At 38.8% G+C, this 15753-nt stretch carries 13 protein-coding genes; 7 read left to right on the top strand and 6 right to left on the bottom strand.

Annotated elements, in window-relative coordinates:
- Positions 1-28: 28 nt before the first annotated feature.
- The 7 genes from surA to I6F45_RS02375 all read left to right on the top strand — a co-directional run bounded on the left by surA (position 29) and on the right by I6F45_RS02375 (position 8732).
- Positions 29-1321 carry a peptidylprolyl isomerase SurA gene (gene surA, locus I6F45_RS02405; protein ID WP_197159575.1) on the top strand — a complete coding sequence of 431 codons (1293 nt, stop codon included), beginning with the start codon at positions 29-31 and terminating at the stop codon, positions 1319-1321.
- Between the two features lie 5 nt (positions 1322-1326).
- Complete coding sequence (gene pdxA / locus I6F45_RS02400; RefSeq protein WP_007585088.1) at positions 1327-2319, top strand: 4-hydroxythreonine-4-phosphate dehydrogenase PdxA; 993 nt, start codon at positions 1327-1329, stop codon at positions 2317-2319.
- Positions 2316-3122, top strand: coding sequence for a 16S rRNA (adenine(1518)-N(6)/adenine(1519)-N(6))-dimethyltransferase RsmA (rsmA, locus tag I6F45_RS02395; protein ID WP_007585090.1), 807 nt, complete (start codon positions 2316-2318; stop codon positions 3120-3122). Before pdxA ends, rsmA begins: the two co-directional genes overlap by 4 nt.
- Positions 3106-3495 (top strand): Co2+/Mg2+ efflux protein ApaG, encoded by a 390-nt coding sequence (apaG, locus tag I6F45_RS02390; RefSeq protein WP_007585091.1) that lies wholly within the window; start codon positions 3106-3108, stop codon positions 3493-3495. Before rsmA ends, apaG begins: the two co-directional genes overlap by 17 nt.
- 13 nt (positions 3496-3508) lie before the next feature.
- Complete coding sequence (locus I6F45_RS02385) at positions 3509-4327, top strand: symmetrical bis(5'-nucleosyl)-tetraphosphatase (protein ID WP_197116432.1); 819 nt, start codon at positions 3509-3511, stop codon at positions 4325-4327.
- Between the two features lie 136 nt (positions 4328-4463).
- Complete coding sequence (locus I6F45_RS02380; RefSeq protein WP_197159574.1) at positions 4464-6479, top strand: methyl-accepting chemotaxis protein; 2016 nt, start codon at positions 4464-4466, stop codon at positions 6477-6479.
- A gap of 810 nt (positions 6480-7289) precedes the next feature.
- Positions 7290-8732 carry a capsule assembly Wzi family protein gene (locus tag I6F45_RS02375; RefSeq protein ID WP_197159573.1) on the top strand — a complete coding sequence of 481 codons (1443 nt, stop codon included), beginning with the start codon at positions 7290-7292 and terminating at the stop codon, positions 8730-8732.
- A 344-nt stretch (positions 8733-9076) separates the two neighbouring features.
- On the opposite strand, the gene galU is transcribed toward I6F45_RS02375, so the two are convergent.
- The 6 genes from galU to I6F45_RS02345 all read right to left on the bottom strand — a co-directional run bounded on the left by galU (position 9077) and on the right by I6F45_RS02345 (position 15743).
- Positions 9077-9967, bottom strand: a complete 891-nt coding sequence (galU, locus tag I6F45_RS02370) for a UTP--glucose-1-phosphate uridylyltransferase GalU (RefSeq protein ID WP_197159572.1) — start codon at positions 9965-9967, stop codon at positions 9077-9079.
- A 198-nt stretch (positions 9968-10165) separates the two neighbouring features.
- Positions 10166-11170, bottom strand: a complete 1005-nt coding sequence (locus I6F45_RS02365; protein ID WP_197159571.1) for an NAD-dependent epimerase — start codon at positions 11168-11170, stop codon at positions 10166-10168.
- Positions 11171-11219: 49 nt separating this feature from the next.
- Complete coding sequence (locus I6F45_RS02360; RefSeq protein ID WP_197159570.1) at positions 11220-11567, bottom strand: four helix bundle protein; 348 nt, start codon at positions 11565-11567, stop codon at positions 11220-11222.
- A 113-nt stretch (positions 11568-11680) separates the two neighbouring features.
- Complete coding sequence (locus I6F45_RS02355; protein WP_197159569.1) at positions 11681-12847, bottom strand: nucleotide sugar dehydrogenase; 1167 nt, start codon at positions 12845-12847, stop codon at positions 11681-11683.
- Positions 12848-13141: 294 nt separating this feature from the next.
- Entirely contained in the window at positions 13142-15097 is a 1956-nt protein-coding gene (locus I6F45_RS02350) for a polysaccharide biosynthesis protein (RefSeq protein WP_197159568.1), read from the bottom strand.
- Positions 15098-15194: 97 nt separating this feature from the next.
- Positions 15195-15743 (bottom strand): sugar transferase, encoded by a 549-nt coding sequence (locus I6F45_RS02345; protein WP_197159567.1) that lies wholly within the window; start codon positions 15741-15743, stop codon positions 15195-15197.
- Positions 15744-15753: the final 10 nt, after the last annotated feature.

Raw genomic sequence — 15753 nt, 5'->3', positions numbered from 1 at the left:
TACTATCAGCAAGAGTAGTAAAAAGAATATGAATTTAAAAAAATTATTAACATCAGCAGTTTTAAGTGCCAGCCTTTGTCAAAGTGCAATGGCCGCACCAGTAGAAATAGATAAAGTTATTGGCGTTGTAAACCAAGGCGTAATTTTAAAAAGCGAAGTAGACACCATTATTAATCGTGTTAAAAAGCAAGCCGAAGAACAAAACCAGCAATTACCAAAAGATGAAACTCTTCGTGTACAAGCTGTTGAGCGTTTAGTTAATCAAGCCCTTATGATACAAATGGCTGAACGTATGGGGTTACAAATCTCAGACAGCCAACTTGATCAAACTCTTGCAAGCATGGCACAAGAGCAAGGCGGTACAATTGCCGATTTACGCCGTACTATTGAAGGTTCGGGCGAAAGCTTTCAAGCTTACCGTGAAGAAATTCGTAAAGAAATTACAACGCAGCAAGTAACACGTGCAAGCGTCGATCGCCGTATTTATATTAGCGAACAAGAAGTTGATAACCTTTTAAAAATTATGGAAACCCAAGGTCAAAGTGCTGAAGAGTACGACATTGGCCATATTTTAATAGATATCCCTAACGATGCGAACGCTGACGAAATTGCTGGCGCAAAAACACGCGCAGATAAAGTTATTGAGCTATTAAACGATGGCCAAGAATTTAAGCGTATTGCTATTTCATCATCAAGCGGCTCTAAAGCACTTGAAGGTGGACAGCTTGGTTACATGGGCATTAACGAAATGCCATCACTTTTTGCTGAAGCAGTAAAAGGCCAAAAGAAAGGCGCTATTGTAGGCCCACTTCGCTCTGGCGCTGGTTTTCATATCATTAAAGTACAAGACGTTCGTGGTTTACAAATTGTAGAAACAACTGAAGTACGTTCACGCCATATACTTATTAAGCCTTCAATTATTTTAAGCGAAGAAAAAGCACGCTCAATGCTTGCTGGCTTTGCAAAAGACTTACGCGCGGGCACTGCTGACTTTGGAAAGTTAGCTAAAGAGTACTCAGAAGATCCAGGCTCTGCACTTAAAGGTGGCGAGTACGATTGGACAGATCCAACTACCTACGTACCTGCGTTTAAAGATACATTGCTTTCTCTTAAGCAAGACGAAATAAGCGAACCGTTTAGAACACAGTTTGGTTGGCACATTGTGCAGTTACTTGGTAAACGTGTAGCTGATAAAACTGAGCTAGCCAAACGTAACCGTGCTCACGGTATGTTGTTTAACCGTAAATTTAAGGAAGAAAGTTTTAACTGGCAGCAAGAAATGCGCGAGCAAGCTCACGTTGAAATTTTCACAGCAGATTAATAAATATGACCTTAAGAATTGCTATTACACCGGGTGAACCCGCCGGTATTGGCCCAGATTTGCTACTCACGCTTGCTCAGCAAGCGTGGGATGTTCAACTTATAGCGATTGCCGATGGCAAACTATTAAAAGAGCGTGCAAAACATTTAGGCTTAACAATAAACTTAATTAAATTTGATGATAATGCACCCGCCATCGCAGCACCTGCTGGCAGCTTGTATATTCATCAGGTTGATTTAGGGGTTGATGTAGAACTTGGCGTACTAAACGACGGTAACGGACAATACGTGTTAGATACCTTGCGTATAGCAAGCGAAAAAAACATGGATGGCACCTTCGATGCAGTCGTTACGGGCCCGGTTCACAAAGGCATAATTAACAAAGCAGGTATTTCGTTTAGTGGGCACACTGAGTATTTTGCGCAGCAATCAAATACTGCTGATGTAGTTATGATGCTTGCAACAGAGGGCTTACGCGTTGCACTTGTAACCACGCATATTCCACTGGCGTATGTATCGCGTGCCATTACACCAGAGCGTTTAACTAAAGTAGCGGGTATTTTAAATCACGACTTACAAACTAAGTTTGGTATAGAAAAACCACGTATTTTAGTGTGTGGTTTAAATCCGCATGCCGGTGAAGATGGCCATTTAGGTCGTGAAGAAATAGAAACAATCACGCCAACGCTTGAGATACTTAGAAGCGAAGGTATGAATTTAATTGGCCCACTACCGGCCGATACCTTATTTCAAGATAAATACCTATCTGAAGCAGATGCAGTGCTTGCTATGTATCACGATCAGGGATTACCTGTGCTAAAATACAAAGGATTTGGTAAATCGGTAAATATTACCCTTGGCTTACCATTTATCCGCACATCAGTTGACCACGGTACTGCACTCGATTTAGCAGGGACTGGTACAGCTGACGTTGGCAGTTTTGAATTAGCGATCCGCGAAGCAATTAAGCTCGCCCAAGAAAAAGCACAAAATCAATGACCGATAAAGTACATTTAGGACACCGCGCTCGTAAGCGTTTTGGGCAAAACTTTTTATTTGATGAATCTATCATCGACAAAATAGTCTCTGCGATCGATCCTAAACCAGAAGACAACCTAGTAGAAATTGGCCCCGGCCTTGGCGCAATCACTGAGCCAGTAGCCGAATTAAGCGGCCATTTAACGGTTGTTGAATTAGATAAAGATTTAGCGCAACGATTAATTGAACACCCATTTTTGGGTCCTAAATTAACCGTTAACCAAGGCGATGCAATGACGTTTGACTTTGCAAGCTTGGTTCGCGATGACAAAAAATTAAAAGTGTTTGGTAATCTACCTTACAATATTTCGACACCGTTATTGTTTCATCTTTTTGAATTTTCAGATCATATTGAGCACATGCACTTTATGCTTCAAAAAGAAGTAGTAAAACGCATGGTAGCAGGCCCAGGTAGTAAAACATTTGGCCGTTTAAGCGTAATGACTCAATACTACTGTAACGCAATGCCGGTTGTTGAAGTACCACCTGAATGCTTTAAACCAGCGCCAAAAGTTGACTCTGCGGTTATACGTTTAATACCTAAAAAGCCAGAGCAACGTACAGCAAAAAGCGTTAAAATATTAAACACTGTGTGTTTAGAAGCCTTTAATCAACGCCGTAAAACACTGCGTAACAGTTTAGGTAATTTACTAACTGCAGAAGAGCTTACTAGCATTGGCATTGATATAACGCTGCGTGCTGAGCGCTTATCTTTACAACAATTTATTGATATAGCTAACTGGATTTATGACAACAAGCAGTAATATTGGATCGCCTGTAAAGGTATCTGTAGAAACATTTTACGTAGAAGGTCAATCTCAACCTGAGCTTGAAAAATACGTATTTGCTTACTCAGTAACGATTAAAAACCATAGTTTATGTAGTGCAAAATTACTGAGCCGCTATTGGTTAATTACCGATGCAAATGGCAAAGAAGTAGTAGTAGAAGGTGAAGGCGTTGTTGGCGAAATGCCAGACATTGGCCCAGGCGAAAGCTATAAATACACCAGCGGTGCAATTTTAGATACACCTGTAGGCACAATGCAAGGCCATTACACGTTACGCAACGAGTTTGGCTCTGAGTTTCAGGCGCCTATTAATGTGTTTCGTTTGGCTTGTCCTAACATTTTGCATTAAGTAGTAACCACTGATGGCAGATTATGCGATAGGTGATTTACAAGGGTGTTTTAGTGAATTTAACACCCTTTTGCAACGGGTTGATTTTAACCCAAGCAAAGATCACCTTTATTTAGTTGGCGACATAGTTGCCCGCGGGCCAGAATCCCTAGCCTGCTTAGACTATATTTACCAACATCAAAATAGCATGACCATCACTTTAGGCAATCACGACCTTCACATGGTTGCCTGCTACTTTCTTAACAAACCTACCAACCCAAAAGATAAACTAAACCCAATATTTGAAAGCCCAAAATTAGCGCATTACATCGCTTTTTTACAAACCCAACCATTGGCCTTAGAGCTTATAAAACATAACTGCTTTATATCTCATGCCGGATTAAACCCCGACTGGTCTATTGACTATGCTCTAAAGCACGCGCAATTTGCACAAAGCTGTTATCAATCAAACAATGCTAAAGCATTTTTTGAACACATGTATCAGCCTCACCCTATTGAGTGGTCAAGCAATCTTGATGACTTTGAAAAATTTAGATACATAGTTAACTACTTTACCCGTATGCGCTTTTTAACAAGTGATAACAAACTCGAGCTTAATGCAAAGGGTGCAATAACCGATAGCCAAACACTAACCCCTTGGTTTAACCATCCTAATATAGCTAAAACTAAACACGATATTATTTTTGGCCACTGGGCAGCGCTTGAAGGTAGGACAGGTAATCCACGGGTTCACGCCTTAGATACAGGCTGTGTATGGGGTAATACCATGACCCTAATGGAGCTAAGTACTAAAAAAGTAATTGTAGAAAAATCCCACCTTTCGTCTAAATAAACTGAAAAAAAACAGTACATCTGTTAGATTTATCAATTAATAGTTAAAATTAGTTAAAGTAATTGATTTTAATTACTTAACTTATTGGTACAAACGCCGATAAGTCTTAATTGAAGTACTTTTGAGTGGAAATATTATGAACCTGACAGTAAGCCAGCGTATTTGGGGTGGTTTTATATTTATCACACTATTATTATTAATAATTGGTGGTAACTCCTTAATAAAAATTGCAAATATTGACCGCTCCACTCAAAAAGTGAACCAACTATCACTTCCAGCACTAAATAAAAGCTCAGAACTACAAGCCGAGTTTATTTTAATGAGTAAAGCCGCTCAAGCGAGCTTTTACACTACTTCTGCAAATGAACTAGCCCCCATTAAAAAACAAGTTCTTGAGCAAAAGCAGTTATTCAATACCCTTCATCGCGAACTTCAAGACGTAGTTAAAAATGATGCAACGCTTAATCAAAGTAGCCAAAATGTAGAAAAAACCTACTTAAGCTTTTTAAGCACAGTTGAAAGCTTGTTAGAAGATAAAAGCAAACAGCTAGCATTAAACAAAACATTAAAAGCACAATTAGAAAATATAGAGCTAAGTGCAGAAGATGCCAATTCTGTTGTACTCGATATTATTGACATTGATGGCTTTGAGCAAAACCACCCTCGTGCTTATCAAGCTGCAAACAATTTAGAAAATAACTTTATGTCAGTGGTAAGTAACAGCACTGATATGCTAACCGTTAAAACGCTTAATACACTCGATATTGTTAAAAACGAGCAAACCTATTACCTAGAAGAAGTAACGCGTACCATTGCCTTAATTAAACCGGCTATTGAGCAAACTCACAGCGATTTATACTCAAGCTTAAAAGAAAATGTTGATACTTTAGAAAACAATATAAAAGGTAGTAGTGGTTTAGCCGCAAACAAAAAACGATTAATTGATTCGATTACCCTAACAGAGTCAGAGCTTGCCCAGTCAGAGCAAGCCACCAAAATGGCACTTAACCAAATTGATGAGTTAGTTAATCAAGCAAGTGACGTTGCCTTTAAATTACAGCAAGGCGTACGCAGCGACGTAGACTCAGCAAACTTATGGACGTGGGTTGGTATGATTATAGCCACCCTTTTAGCTATAGCGATTGCTATTATTACTGTTAGCCGTATTACTAAACCACTGGCTGAAGTTAACCGAATTTTAGATATTGTTGCCAGTGGCGACATGACACAACGTTTAGACGACAGCGCTAAAGACGAATTTGGCGAACTATCTAAAAGTTGTAACACCTTAATTGATAACTTACGCAGCCTAATTAAAGGCATTATTTCGCGCTCTACTCAGCTAGCTGCAGCATCAGAACAAACATCTGCAATTACCGCAGAATCAAGCCAAGCAATTCGTAACCAGCAAGCACAAGTTGAACAAGCCGCAACCGCAACAACCGAAATGAGCAGTACATCGCAAACGGTTAGCAACAGCGCTCAACAAGCACTTAGCGAAATTAAAAATGCTGATAAAGAAGCTGAGCGCGTTAAAGGTATTTCGAATAACAATAAAGCCACGATTGAACAGCTAGCACGTGAAGTAGACGACGCCTCACAAGTAATTAATAAACTACATCAAGATAGCGCATCAATAGGCAGCATTTTAGATGTAATACGCGGCATAGCGGATCAAACTAACCTACTTGCACTAAATGCCGCAATTGAAGCTGCACGTGCTGGTGAATATGGCCGAGGCTTTGCTGTTGTAGCAGACGAAGTACGCTCTCTAGCGAGTAAAACTCAAGAGTCGACCCAAGAGATACAATCAATGATTGAGTCTCTTCAAACAGGCGCAGAAGCTGCCGTAACAGCAATGAGTAAAGGTAAGCAACGTGCGGTATCGTGTGTTGAGCAAACCGACCTAGCAAGTAGCGCTCTTGATTCAATTACATTTGCGGTTTCGCAAGCTCACGACGTAAGTGAAGAGATTTCGACTGCCGCACTTGAGCAACAACAAGTAGCACAAGAAATTAGCGAACGTCTTGAGTCGATTGTAGCCATCGCAGAGCAAACAGCCGAAGGCGCAAACCAAACCAACATTTCAAGTTCAGAAGTAGCAAAACTTGCCGAAGAGCTTCGCTTGTCGGTAGACGAATTTAAAGTTTAGGTTTACTAAAACGATTAAAAAACCCCGATGGTACTATGTACCATCGGGGTTTTTATTTATCAGGACTTTAAAAGTGAGATGTAAAACCTCATCAGAAGGCGCCGTTCTTACTCACGTAAAAAACACAGCTTTTAATATTTATCTTACCTACTTTTACTTCTCTAAAGCGCAGCGCCCTCTTAGCCTCTTTGTGAATAAATCACTTAAAATCTTATTGCACAAAGAGAAGCAAAAGAGGAGTAAATGAGAAAACATAAAACAATAGTAATTATGTATTTTTACTTCTCTAAAGCGCAGCGCCCTCTTAGCCTCTTTGTGAATAAATTACTTAAAACCTTATTGCACAAAGAGAAGCAAAAGAGGAGTAAATGAGAAGAGACTAAAGCACATAAATTACGAGCTTAGCTCGTCACGCCAGCAAGCTACGCGTTTTAACCACGGCGTCAAACTTTCCCGGTAAGCGTAAAACTTGCTCACGCGAAAAGCGAAGCTTTTAATATTTATACTTAATAGACTACCTACTTTTGCCTTCACTAAAGCGTAGCGCCCTCTTAACCTCTTTGTGAATAAATAACTTATAAATCTATTTTTTGTAGGTATAACTTATTAAATGCGTTCACCACCTGCTTTATAGCAAAACACTACATGCAAAAGCCCGCTCGAATTTAACGCAGCGTCAATCCCTGTGAATGATAGCTTACTCCTATATATCCCCACTAATATATCGCTTTTTTCTTCCTTACTTAGGCGTTTATTGCTAACCTCGCGTTAACGTTTTTACTTAAACAAATTTTTGCTAACGGAATAATTATGCTCAAAAAAATATCACTGTTTATCGGGATGGCAATCAGTGCAAATGCTGTTGCTAAAGGTGGCGTGTCACCTTATTTACCTTTAAATCAAGCCCCAGAACTTGAGCACCAAGTACAACGACTTTTAGCCGTAAGTAAAAACACACATATTATGAGCAAGCCTTATAAAGCGCATGATATTTATAGAGTACTGCAAACAGTAAGGCATACTTACCCAGAACTATATCAAACACTTTCGTACCAGCTTAGCCCTTATATTCAAAGCGACGCGGGTACATTTGCAAAAATAACACTTGCTGCTGGCACAAAAGATAAAACACTGCCTAACCAACGCGGCCAAACTACTAAAACTAATTTAATTGTTGAAGGCGGCGCTTACGCTAATTTCGGGCGTTACTTTGGTGTAAGTGTTGCAGGCATAGCCAACGAAGACGAAATATTACCTACACAAAGCTTTTTTTATCTTGGTAATAAATACGCGCAGTTAGATGTAGGTTATCGTGAGCATTGGTACTCACCTTTTAACGACAGTGCCATGCTATTAAGCACACAAGCTAAAACAACGCCTTCTATAACGCTTAGTAATGTAGAGCCAATAACCAGCTTTAATATTCGCTACGATATGTCTATAAGTAAAATGACAGAGCAAAGCGGAATTTTGAATGAAGAAGAACAAAACGCTACCGAACGTACTTATGGAAAAGGTAAACCTTACCTATACGGTTTGCATGTCAGCTTTGCTGCAACCGATAACTTAACAATAGGTTTAAGCCGCCTAATGCAATTCGGTGGTGGCCCGCGAAGCGTAACGTTAAAAGATTTTGCTGAAGGTTTTTTTACACCGGGAGAAAAAGATAATGTAGGTGGCAAAGATGCCAACGAAATAGGTGGTAACTACGAGCTAGGGGATCAGCTAGGCTCTATAACATTCGCATACAACAATAGTATTTACGCACTGCCTTATGAGTTATACGGTGAAGTAGCACTTGAAGACACGCTAGGTGGCTCTCGCAACAATGCATATAGCTTTGGCCTTTACTTACCTTTTATTGCTAATGACCACAGCTTACGTTTTGAGCATAATAACTTACAAAAAAGTTGGTACGCCAACCGAATTTACCTAGATGGTAACCGCAACTCAGGCAATGTATTTGGCCACTGGGCGGGAGATGAGCATGACTACACCGACTACACTCCTGCTAAATCAATGAGCATAAACTGGCATTGGCAATTAAGTAAAATTGAAAGCTTAAATACGACAATTCGCACACTTGAAAATAAACGCAGTGGCTATAGAACAAGTTATGAACTGCAAACAACGTACACACGCAAGTTGAGTAAACCAATAATGGGCGCTAAAAGTTGGGGAGCTGAGCTGTATCAAGGAAAGGATGTATACGGGGAAACGTTTGCTAGGTTAGGTGTATTTGCTAATTTTTAACACCCTGTAGGTGCGAATTTATTTCGCGCTAATGTAATTTAACTTTACCAAAGCGAGGTGTAAAACCTCAGCTACAATACACCCCCCCGTAGGCGCGAATTTACTTCGCGCTAATGTAATTTAACTTTACCAAAGCGAGGTATAAAACCTCACCTACAATACACACACCCTGTAGGTGCGAATTTACCTCACGCTAATGCAGCCTAACTTTACCAAAGCGAGATATAAAACCTCACCTACAATACACACCCTGTAGGTGCGAATTTACTTTGCGCTCATCTAACTTAACTTTACCAAAAGCGACGTATAAAATCTCACCTAGGGGATATAAATTAACTATGTTATTAATTTTTATCATTAACAAAGGTATTTATATACTGAGTAAAATCTTTACCTAGCTTTTCATCGCGCATTGAGTATTCAACAATTGCTTTTAAATAACCTAATTTATCGCCACAATCGTGCGAAGCACCACTCATATGAAATGCTTCAACCGTTTCTTGTGTCATTAACGCATCAATAGCATCGGTTAATTGGATTTCGTCACCAGCGCCTACAGGCGTTTTAGCCAGCAGGGGCCAAATGTTTTTACTAAGAACATAACGACCAACAACAGCAAGATTTGAAGGTGCCACATCTACAGCCGGTTTTTCAACCATTGTTTTAATTGCTGCGCTCATACCAGGGGTAAGTTGCACACCATTAATATCGGCAATACCGTATTTACTTACATCTTCTTGCGCTACAGGCTCAAGCATAATCTGGCTTGCTTGTATTTCATTGAAGCGCTTAATCATCGCAGCTAGGTTTTCAGTTTTTTGATCTGCTGTATATGCATCAAGTATTACATCTGGAAGTAACACTACAAAATCGTTATTACCTACAATGGGTTTGGCGCATAAAATTGCATGGCCTAAACCTTTCGCCTCACCTTGGCGTACACTCATAACGGTTACGTCTGGCGGGCAAATTGATCGGACTTCATCAAGCAGCGCACGTTTTACTCGTTTTTCGAGTGTGGCTTCTAGCTCGTAGCTTGTATCAAAGTGATTTTCAATTGCATTTTTAGAACTATGCGTTACTAAAACAATATCTTTAATGCCAGCAGCAACACATTCACTAACGATATATTGAATAAGTGGCTTATCTACAATTGGCAGCATTTCTTTAGGAATTGCTTTAGTCATTGGTAGCATACGTGTACCAAGGCCTGCAACAGGGATAACAGCTTTCATGAGTAGTCCTTTATTTGTAAATTAATAATTTTTAAAGCTAATAGGTTAAAAATAGGTGAATGGTAAATAAAAAGTAACTTTCAGTAAAATTTAGCTTACCAATGGTTTAATGCATTTAGGTTAATCAACCTAAACACATTAAAAAACACTGCCTTAAATTTAAAACAGTGTTTTTAAATGACTTACAAATTGTAACCTTTATTTATAAAAGTCTTTATACCACTTAATAAGCTCACTTACGCCTTGCTTAACTCCAACTTGCGCTTTATAGCCTGTTGCATTAAATAAATCTGTAGTATCAGCATAAGTTTTATAAACATCGCCGGCTTGCATTTCACGGAAGTTCTTTTTAGCTTCAGTACCTAATTCAGCCTCAATGGCTTCAATAAACTTCATTAGGTTTATTGGGCTACCGTGGCCAATATTATAAACGGCATACGGAGCAGAGCTAGAAGCTGGCGAACCTGTTTCAACTCTCCAGTCAGGATTTGCAACAGGTATAACATCGGCAGTACGAACAACACCCTCTACAATGTCATCTATGTAAGTAAAGTCACGCCACATATCGCCATTGTTGTTTATATCAATAGTGTCGCCGGCAAGTATTTTTTTAGTAAAAATATACGGTGCCATATCTGGGCGACCCCATGGGCCATAAACGGTAAAAAAGCGTAAACCTGTTGTAGGTAAGCTATATAAATGAGAATAGCTATGCGCCATTAGCTCATTCGCTTTTTTAGTCGCAGCATAAAACGACACTGGGTGATCAACACTGTCGGTTGTTTCAAACGGGGTTTTTTCGTTTAAGCCATATACAGAGCTAGATGAAGCATAAACCAAGTGCTTAACTTTATTATTACGACACCCTTCTAGCACATTTAAATGCCCTACTAAATTAGAATCAGCATAAGCATCAGGGTTTTCTATTGAATACCTAACACCGGCTTGCGCTGCTAAGTGAATAACTTTATCAAACTGCTGTGCTTTAAATAGCTCGCTCATTGCTGGGCGTTCACTTATATCAAGCTTAATAAATGTAAACGCTTCATGGCTTTCAAACTGCGCTAAACGAGCTAGTTTTAAATTTACATCGTAATAGTCGTTAAGGTTATCAATACCAACTACTACATGGCCAGCCGCTAACAATTTTTGACATGTTGCCGCGCCAATAAAACCAGCAGCACCCGTTACTAAATATTTCATAATTTCCTAATCTTTAAGCTGATAAAGTTGAAAGTTGAAGACTAAAAGCCTAATCCCAAGTTTCAATAGTTTTCATTAAGGCAGATATCATTTTTGATAACTGCCTAGACTCTTCTATCCAGATTTCTGCTGTTTTTGCATCAACCTCACCAATTTTTAAGGCAATATATATTTGTGAGCGAAGCTCACCACAGCTACCTTTAGAGTAAGAGAGAAAACGGCAGTAATCTTTAGCTGTCTTTCTCTCATAACCCTCAGCAATATTTGATGAAATTGATAATGCAGAGCGTGTAATTTGATCTTTTAAACCAAATTGCTTACTTGCCTTAAAATAAATAAAAACTTCACAAGCTAAATCGGCAGAGCGTTGCCATACATTTAAGTCCTCAAATTGCACAACGCCCCCTAATATAAATTTACCTTAGTTTTTGACTTATACTTTAACCTTTAGTCTTTAGCCTTTAGCCTTTAACCTTTAACCTTTAACCTTTAGTCTTTAAACTTTGTTTATTAATCACTACCAAACAAATCGCGAGTATAAACTTTGTCAGCAATATCACTCAACTCTTCAACCATACGGTTAGATACAACAACGTCAGATATTTGCTTAAACTCATTTAAGTCTTTAATGACACGTGAGTGATAAAACTCATTTTCTTCAAGTACTGGCTCGTAAACTACAACCTCAATACCTTTCGCTTTAATGCGCTTCATAATGCCTTGAATAGCAGAGGCTCTAAAGTTATCAGACCCTGTTTTCATTACTAAACGATACACACCAACCACTTTAGGGCTGCGCTTAATTATTGAGTCTGCAATAAAGTCTTTACGTGTAGTATTAGCATCAACAATTGCACCAATAATGTTGTTTGGTACATTTGCATAGTTTGCACGTAGCTGCTTAGTGTCTTTTGGTAAACAGTAACCACCGTAACCAAACGATGGATTGTTGTAATGGCTACCAATGCGAGGGTCTAAGCTAACGCCCTGTATAATTTGCTTACTGTTCAAGCCATGAGCTTCAGCGTAGCTATCAAGCTCATTAAAATAAGCGACACGCATAGCTAAATAAGTGTTTGAGAACAACTTAATAGCTTCGGCTTCAGTTGAGTCAGTAAACAGTACTTCAATGTCTTCTTTTATAGCACCTTGCTTAAGTAAGTTTGCAAACACAGTTGCACGCTCACTTTGCTCACCAACTACAATACGCGATGGGTATAGGTTATCGTGTAGTGCTTTACCTTCACGTAAAAACTCTGGCGAAAATATTAAGTTATTAATACCAAATTTTTCTTTAATACTTTGCGTAAAGCCAACTGGAATCGTTGATTTAATGACCATAACTGCATTAGAGTTATGCGCTATTGTATCTTTAATTACAGCCTCTACAGAGCTGGTATTAAAATAGTTATTTTCAACATCGTAATCAGTGGGTGTAGCAATAATTACAAAGTCAGCATTTTTATAGGCTGCTACTTTGTCGGTAGTCGCTGTAAAATTTAAATCACTACGTGTTAAAAACTCACTAATTTCGGTATCAACTATTGGTGATTTTTTATCATTCAATAGCGATATTTTTTGTTCGTCTATATCTAATGCAACCACTTCATTGTGTTGTGCTAGCAACATAGCGTTAGAAAGGCCTACATAGCCTGTACCTACTACGGCAATTTTCATATTAATCCTTTAAGATTAGTTAATAAGTAATAAAATGATTTTATCAGAGTTATAAATTAGGCTCTAGCTAAAAGACTTTAGCTAGAATGTAATATCGAATGTATTACTAAATATTTTTTGCAGAATAATATAAGTAAGAGAAGGATGAACATATTGAAATATACACCAAGTAGTAGATGCTAACTTCCTCATTCTTATGTTATTTAACCTCATTAAAAGCGAGGTATAAAACCTCACCTACAAAATACGTAAACTTTAGATGGGGCTTATTTCGCACTTGTACAGTTTATATAATTAACTGTTTATGTTAACTATATTATCTTTTGCGACATCCTCAACTAACTTTTTAGCCTTAGCGTTCCAAACTAAATCACATATACCATCAGTTGGGTTAAAACCTGTTGGTGCATCTAACAGCAATTGACGGATTGATTCGTGATCAAAGTTATGACACGCAATATCTAACGCTTCTATAAACACATTAAGTTCAGCTAAAGGTAGCATTACTTCACTGGCAGTCATAATGCGCTCGTGTGTTGTTTCACCTACGTTATCACCAATTAATAGCTCTTCGTAGAGCTTTTCGCCAGGGCGCAAGCCCGTACACTTAATCTCAATATCACCATGTGGATTAGTTTCGCTTTTAACTTCAAAACCAGAAAGCCGTACCATTTTAGTCGCAAGATCTTTAATTTTAACAGGGTCGCCCATATCAAGTACAAACACATCGCCGCCTTTACCCATAGCGCCTGCTTGTATTACTAGTTGAGCAGCTTCTGGAATCGTCATAAAAAAGCGTGTTATATCAGGGTGTGTGAGCGTTATTGGACCGCCCTCTTTTATTTGCCTGCGAAATAGCGGCACAACAGAACCACTCGACCCCAATACATTACCGAAGCGCACCATACAAAAGCGTGTTTTGTGATTAACACCCTGCTTTTGTGCTAAGCCTTGTAATACTAACTCGGCCATACGCTTAGTGGCGCCCATTACATTAGTAGGGCGCACTGCTTTGTCGGTAGATATAAGCACAAAATTTTCAACCCCTGCATTAACTGCTGCTTTAGCACAATAATAAGTACCAAACACATTATTACGCACACCTTCTACTACGTTATGTTCAACTAACGGCACATGTTTATAAGCTGCGGCATGATAAACGGTTTGCACACCAAAGGTTTTCATTACTGTTTCAATGCGGTTAATGCGCTGCACTGACCCCATTATAGGCATCAATTCAATATTAAGGTTATTATTAGTAATGTACTCACTAAGCTCCTTTTCTATTGAATATAAGCCAAATTCACTAAGCTCAAATAAAACGAGTTTTGTTGGTTTTTGTTTAACTATTTGTCTGCAAAGCTCTGAGCCAATGGAGCCGCCAGCCCCTGTTACCATAACCACTTTATTAGAAATGTTAGCAGTCATTAAATCCTTTCTAGGGGCTACTGGATCCCGGCCTAATAAATCTTCAACGCCCACTTCTGTTATTTCAGCAAGCTTAGCTTTGCCCTCTACAACATCAGCCATACCAGGGATAGAAAGCACTTTAATGGTGAGCGGCTCTAATTGAGCGAGTATTTCTTTACGGCGTGCGCGAGTTTCACTAGGTAAGGCTAATAAAACTTTACTCACTTTACGTTTATTTATTAGTTCATAAATATCTTTAAAGCACACGACAGGTATACCCTGAATTATTGAGCCATGTTTAGTTACATCGTCATCAATAAATGCCCTAACAAAATACTCTGGCCCAGCACTTAAAGCTGTGGCTAATTGTCGCCCAGCGGAACCTGCACCATAAATAATAACAGACTCTTTTTTACTCGTGGTCATTTTACCAATAATTGCGCGCACTAATACACGTGCACCGCCCACAGTCAACAAACATAACCACGCAAATATAAATGGCATTGTGCGAGGTATATCAATACCCATAAAAAAGGCAAGTAACACTAAAATCACAGTTGTTATAACTGTACCTAGTACTATCGCCCATATAGCTTGCGAGTTCATGTACCGGAGAACAGCTCGGTATAGCCCCAAACTTACAAACGTATATAAACTTATAGGCGTTAATAATGCCAACAAAAGCCAGTTATCTAATTGTTTTAAGGGCTCTAGGCTATCAAGTCTCACTATTAATGCTAACCAAAATGCCAGCATTATAAATAACGAATCAATACATAAAGTAATTAAGCGCTTTTTAGCCCGTGATGCATTCAAAATAGTACGAATAAAACTTTCCACTGCAAGTTTTCCTCTGATACATAAGGTAAGGTTCTAAGTGTCAAATATAAAGAGAGACTGGTATTATAAAAGCATAATAACTGAAGTATATTTCGAATTATTTAACCCTATCACCACTCCCACTCCCTGTTACTGTCATTACTATGTATTTAAAATAATTACCAATTGTGAGTGTATCAATCATTTCTTTGTCTGTTTTAGCTAGCAACTCTGGAGTTGACATGTCTATTTCGTTTACCTGTGCCAAGCCTGTAACACCAGGGCGTACATCAAATATATTCTTGGCATCGCGTGCTTGGGTTAACTCTTCTTGATTAAATAAACCCGGACGAGGTCCAACCAAGCTCATTTCACCTTTTAGCACATTCCAAAGTTGTGGAAGCTCATCTAACTTTGTTTTTCGCAAAAAACTACCAAAAGGCGTTATTGATGCAGTACTAGCTAAGTGGCTTGCAACTGAAGCTGTATCAACCGCCATAGTTCTAAACTTAACAAGCGTAAATGGTTTTTTATTGCGGCCAACGCGCTCTTGCGTAAATATAGGTGAACCAGTGTCAAACAAACCAATAATATATAAAATCACTAAAAATGGTGAAGCAAAAAGCAAACCAAAAAGTGAAAATAAAAAGTCGAGTAAACGTATCATTTATAAATCC

This window comes from Pseudoalteromonas sp. SWYJZ19 (genome assembly GCF_015864375.1).
Taxonomy (GTDB): Bacteria; Pseudomonadota; Gammaproteobacteria; order Enterobacterales; family Alteromonadaceae; genus Pseudoalteromonas; species Pseudoalteromonas arctica.
Note: the sequence above shows the minus strand (reverse complement) of the source record. Positions and strands in the feature narration are given on the sequence as shown.

Coding starts and splice junctions, on each gene's coding strand:
- galU (WP_197159572.1), bottom strand. CDS start 9,967: ATGAAAGCTGTTATCCCTGTTGCAGGCCTTGGTACACGTATGCTACCA.
- I6F45_RS02375 (WP_197159573.1), top strand. CDS start 7,290: ATGCTCAAAAAAATATCACTGTTTATCGGGATGGCAATCAGTGCAAAT.
- I6F45_RS02355 (WP_197159569.1), bottom strand. CDS start 12,847: ATGAAAATTGCCGTAGTAGGTACAGGCTATGTAGGCCTTTCTAACGCT.
- I6F45_RS02345 (WP_197159567.1), bottom strand. CDS start 15,743: ATGATACGTTTACTCGACTTTTTATTTTCACTTTTTGGTTTGCTTTTT.
- apaG (WP_007585091.1), top strand. CDS start 3,106: ATGACAACAAGCAGTAATATTGGATCGCCTGTAAAGGTATCTGTAGAA.
- surA (WP_197159575.1), top strand. CDS start 29: ATGAATTTAAAAAAATTATTAACATCAGCAGTTTTAAGTGCCAGCCTT.
- I6F45_RS02385 (WP_197116432.1), top strand. CDS start 3,509: ATGGCAGATTATGCGATAGGTGATTTACAAGGGTGTTTTAGTGAATTT.
- I6F45_RS02380 (WP_197159574.1), top strand. CDS start 4,464: ATGAACCTGACAGTAAGCCAGCGTATTTGGGGTGGTTTTATATTTATC.
- I6F45_RS02365 (WP_197159571.1), bottom strand. CDS start 11,170: ATGAAATATTTAGTAACGGGTGCTGCTGGTTTTATTGGCGCGGCAACA.
- pdxA (WP_007585088.1), top strand. CDS start 1,327: ATGACCTTAAGAATTGCTATTACACCGGGTGAACCCGCCGGTATTGGC.
- rsmA (WP_007585090.1), top strand. CDS start 2,316: ATGACCGATAAAGTACATTTAGGACACCGCGCTCGTAAGCGTTTTGGG.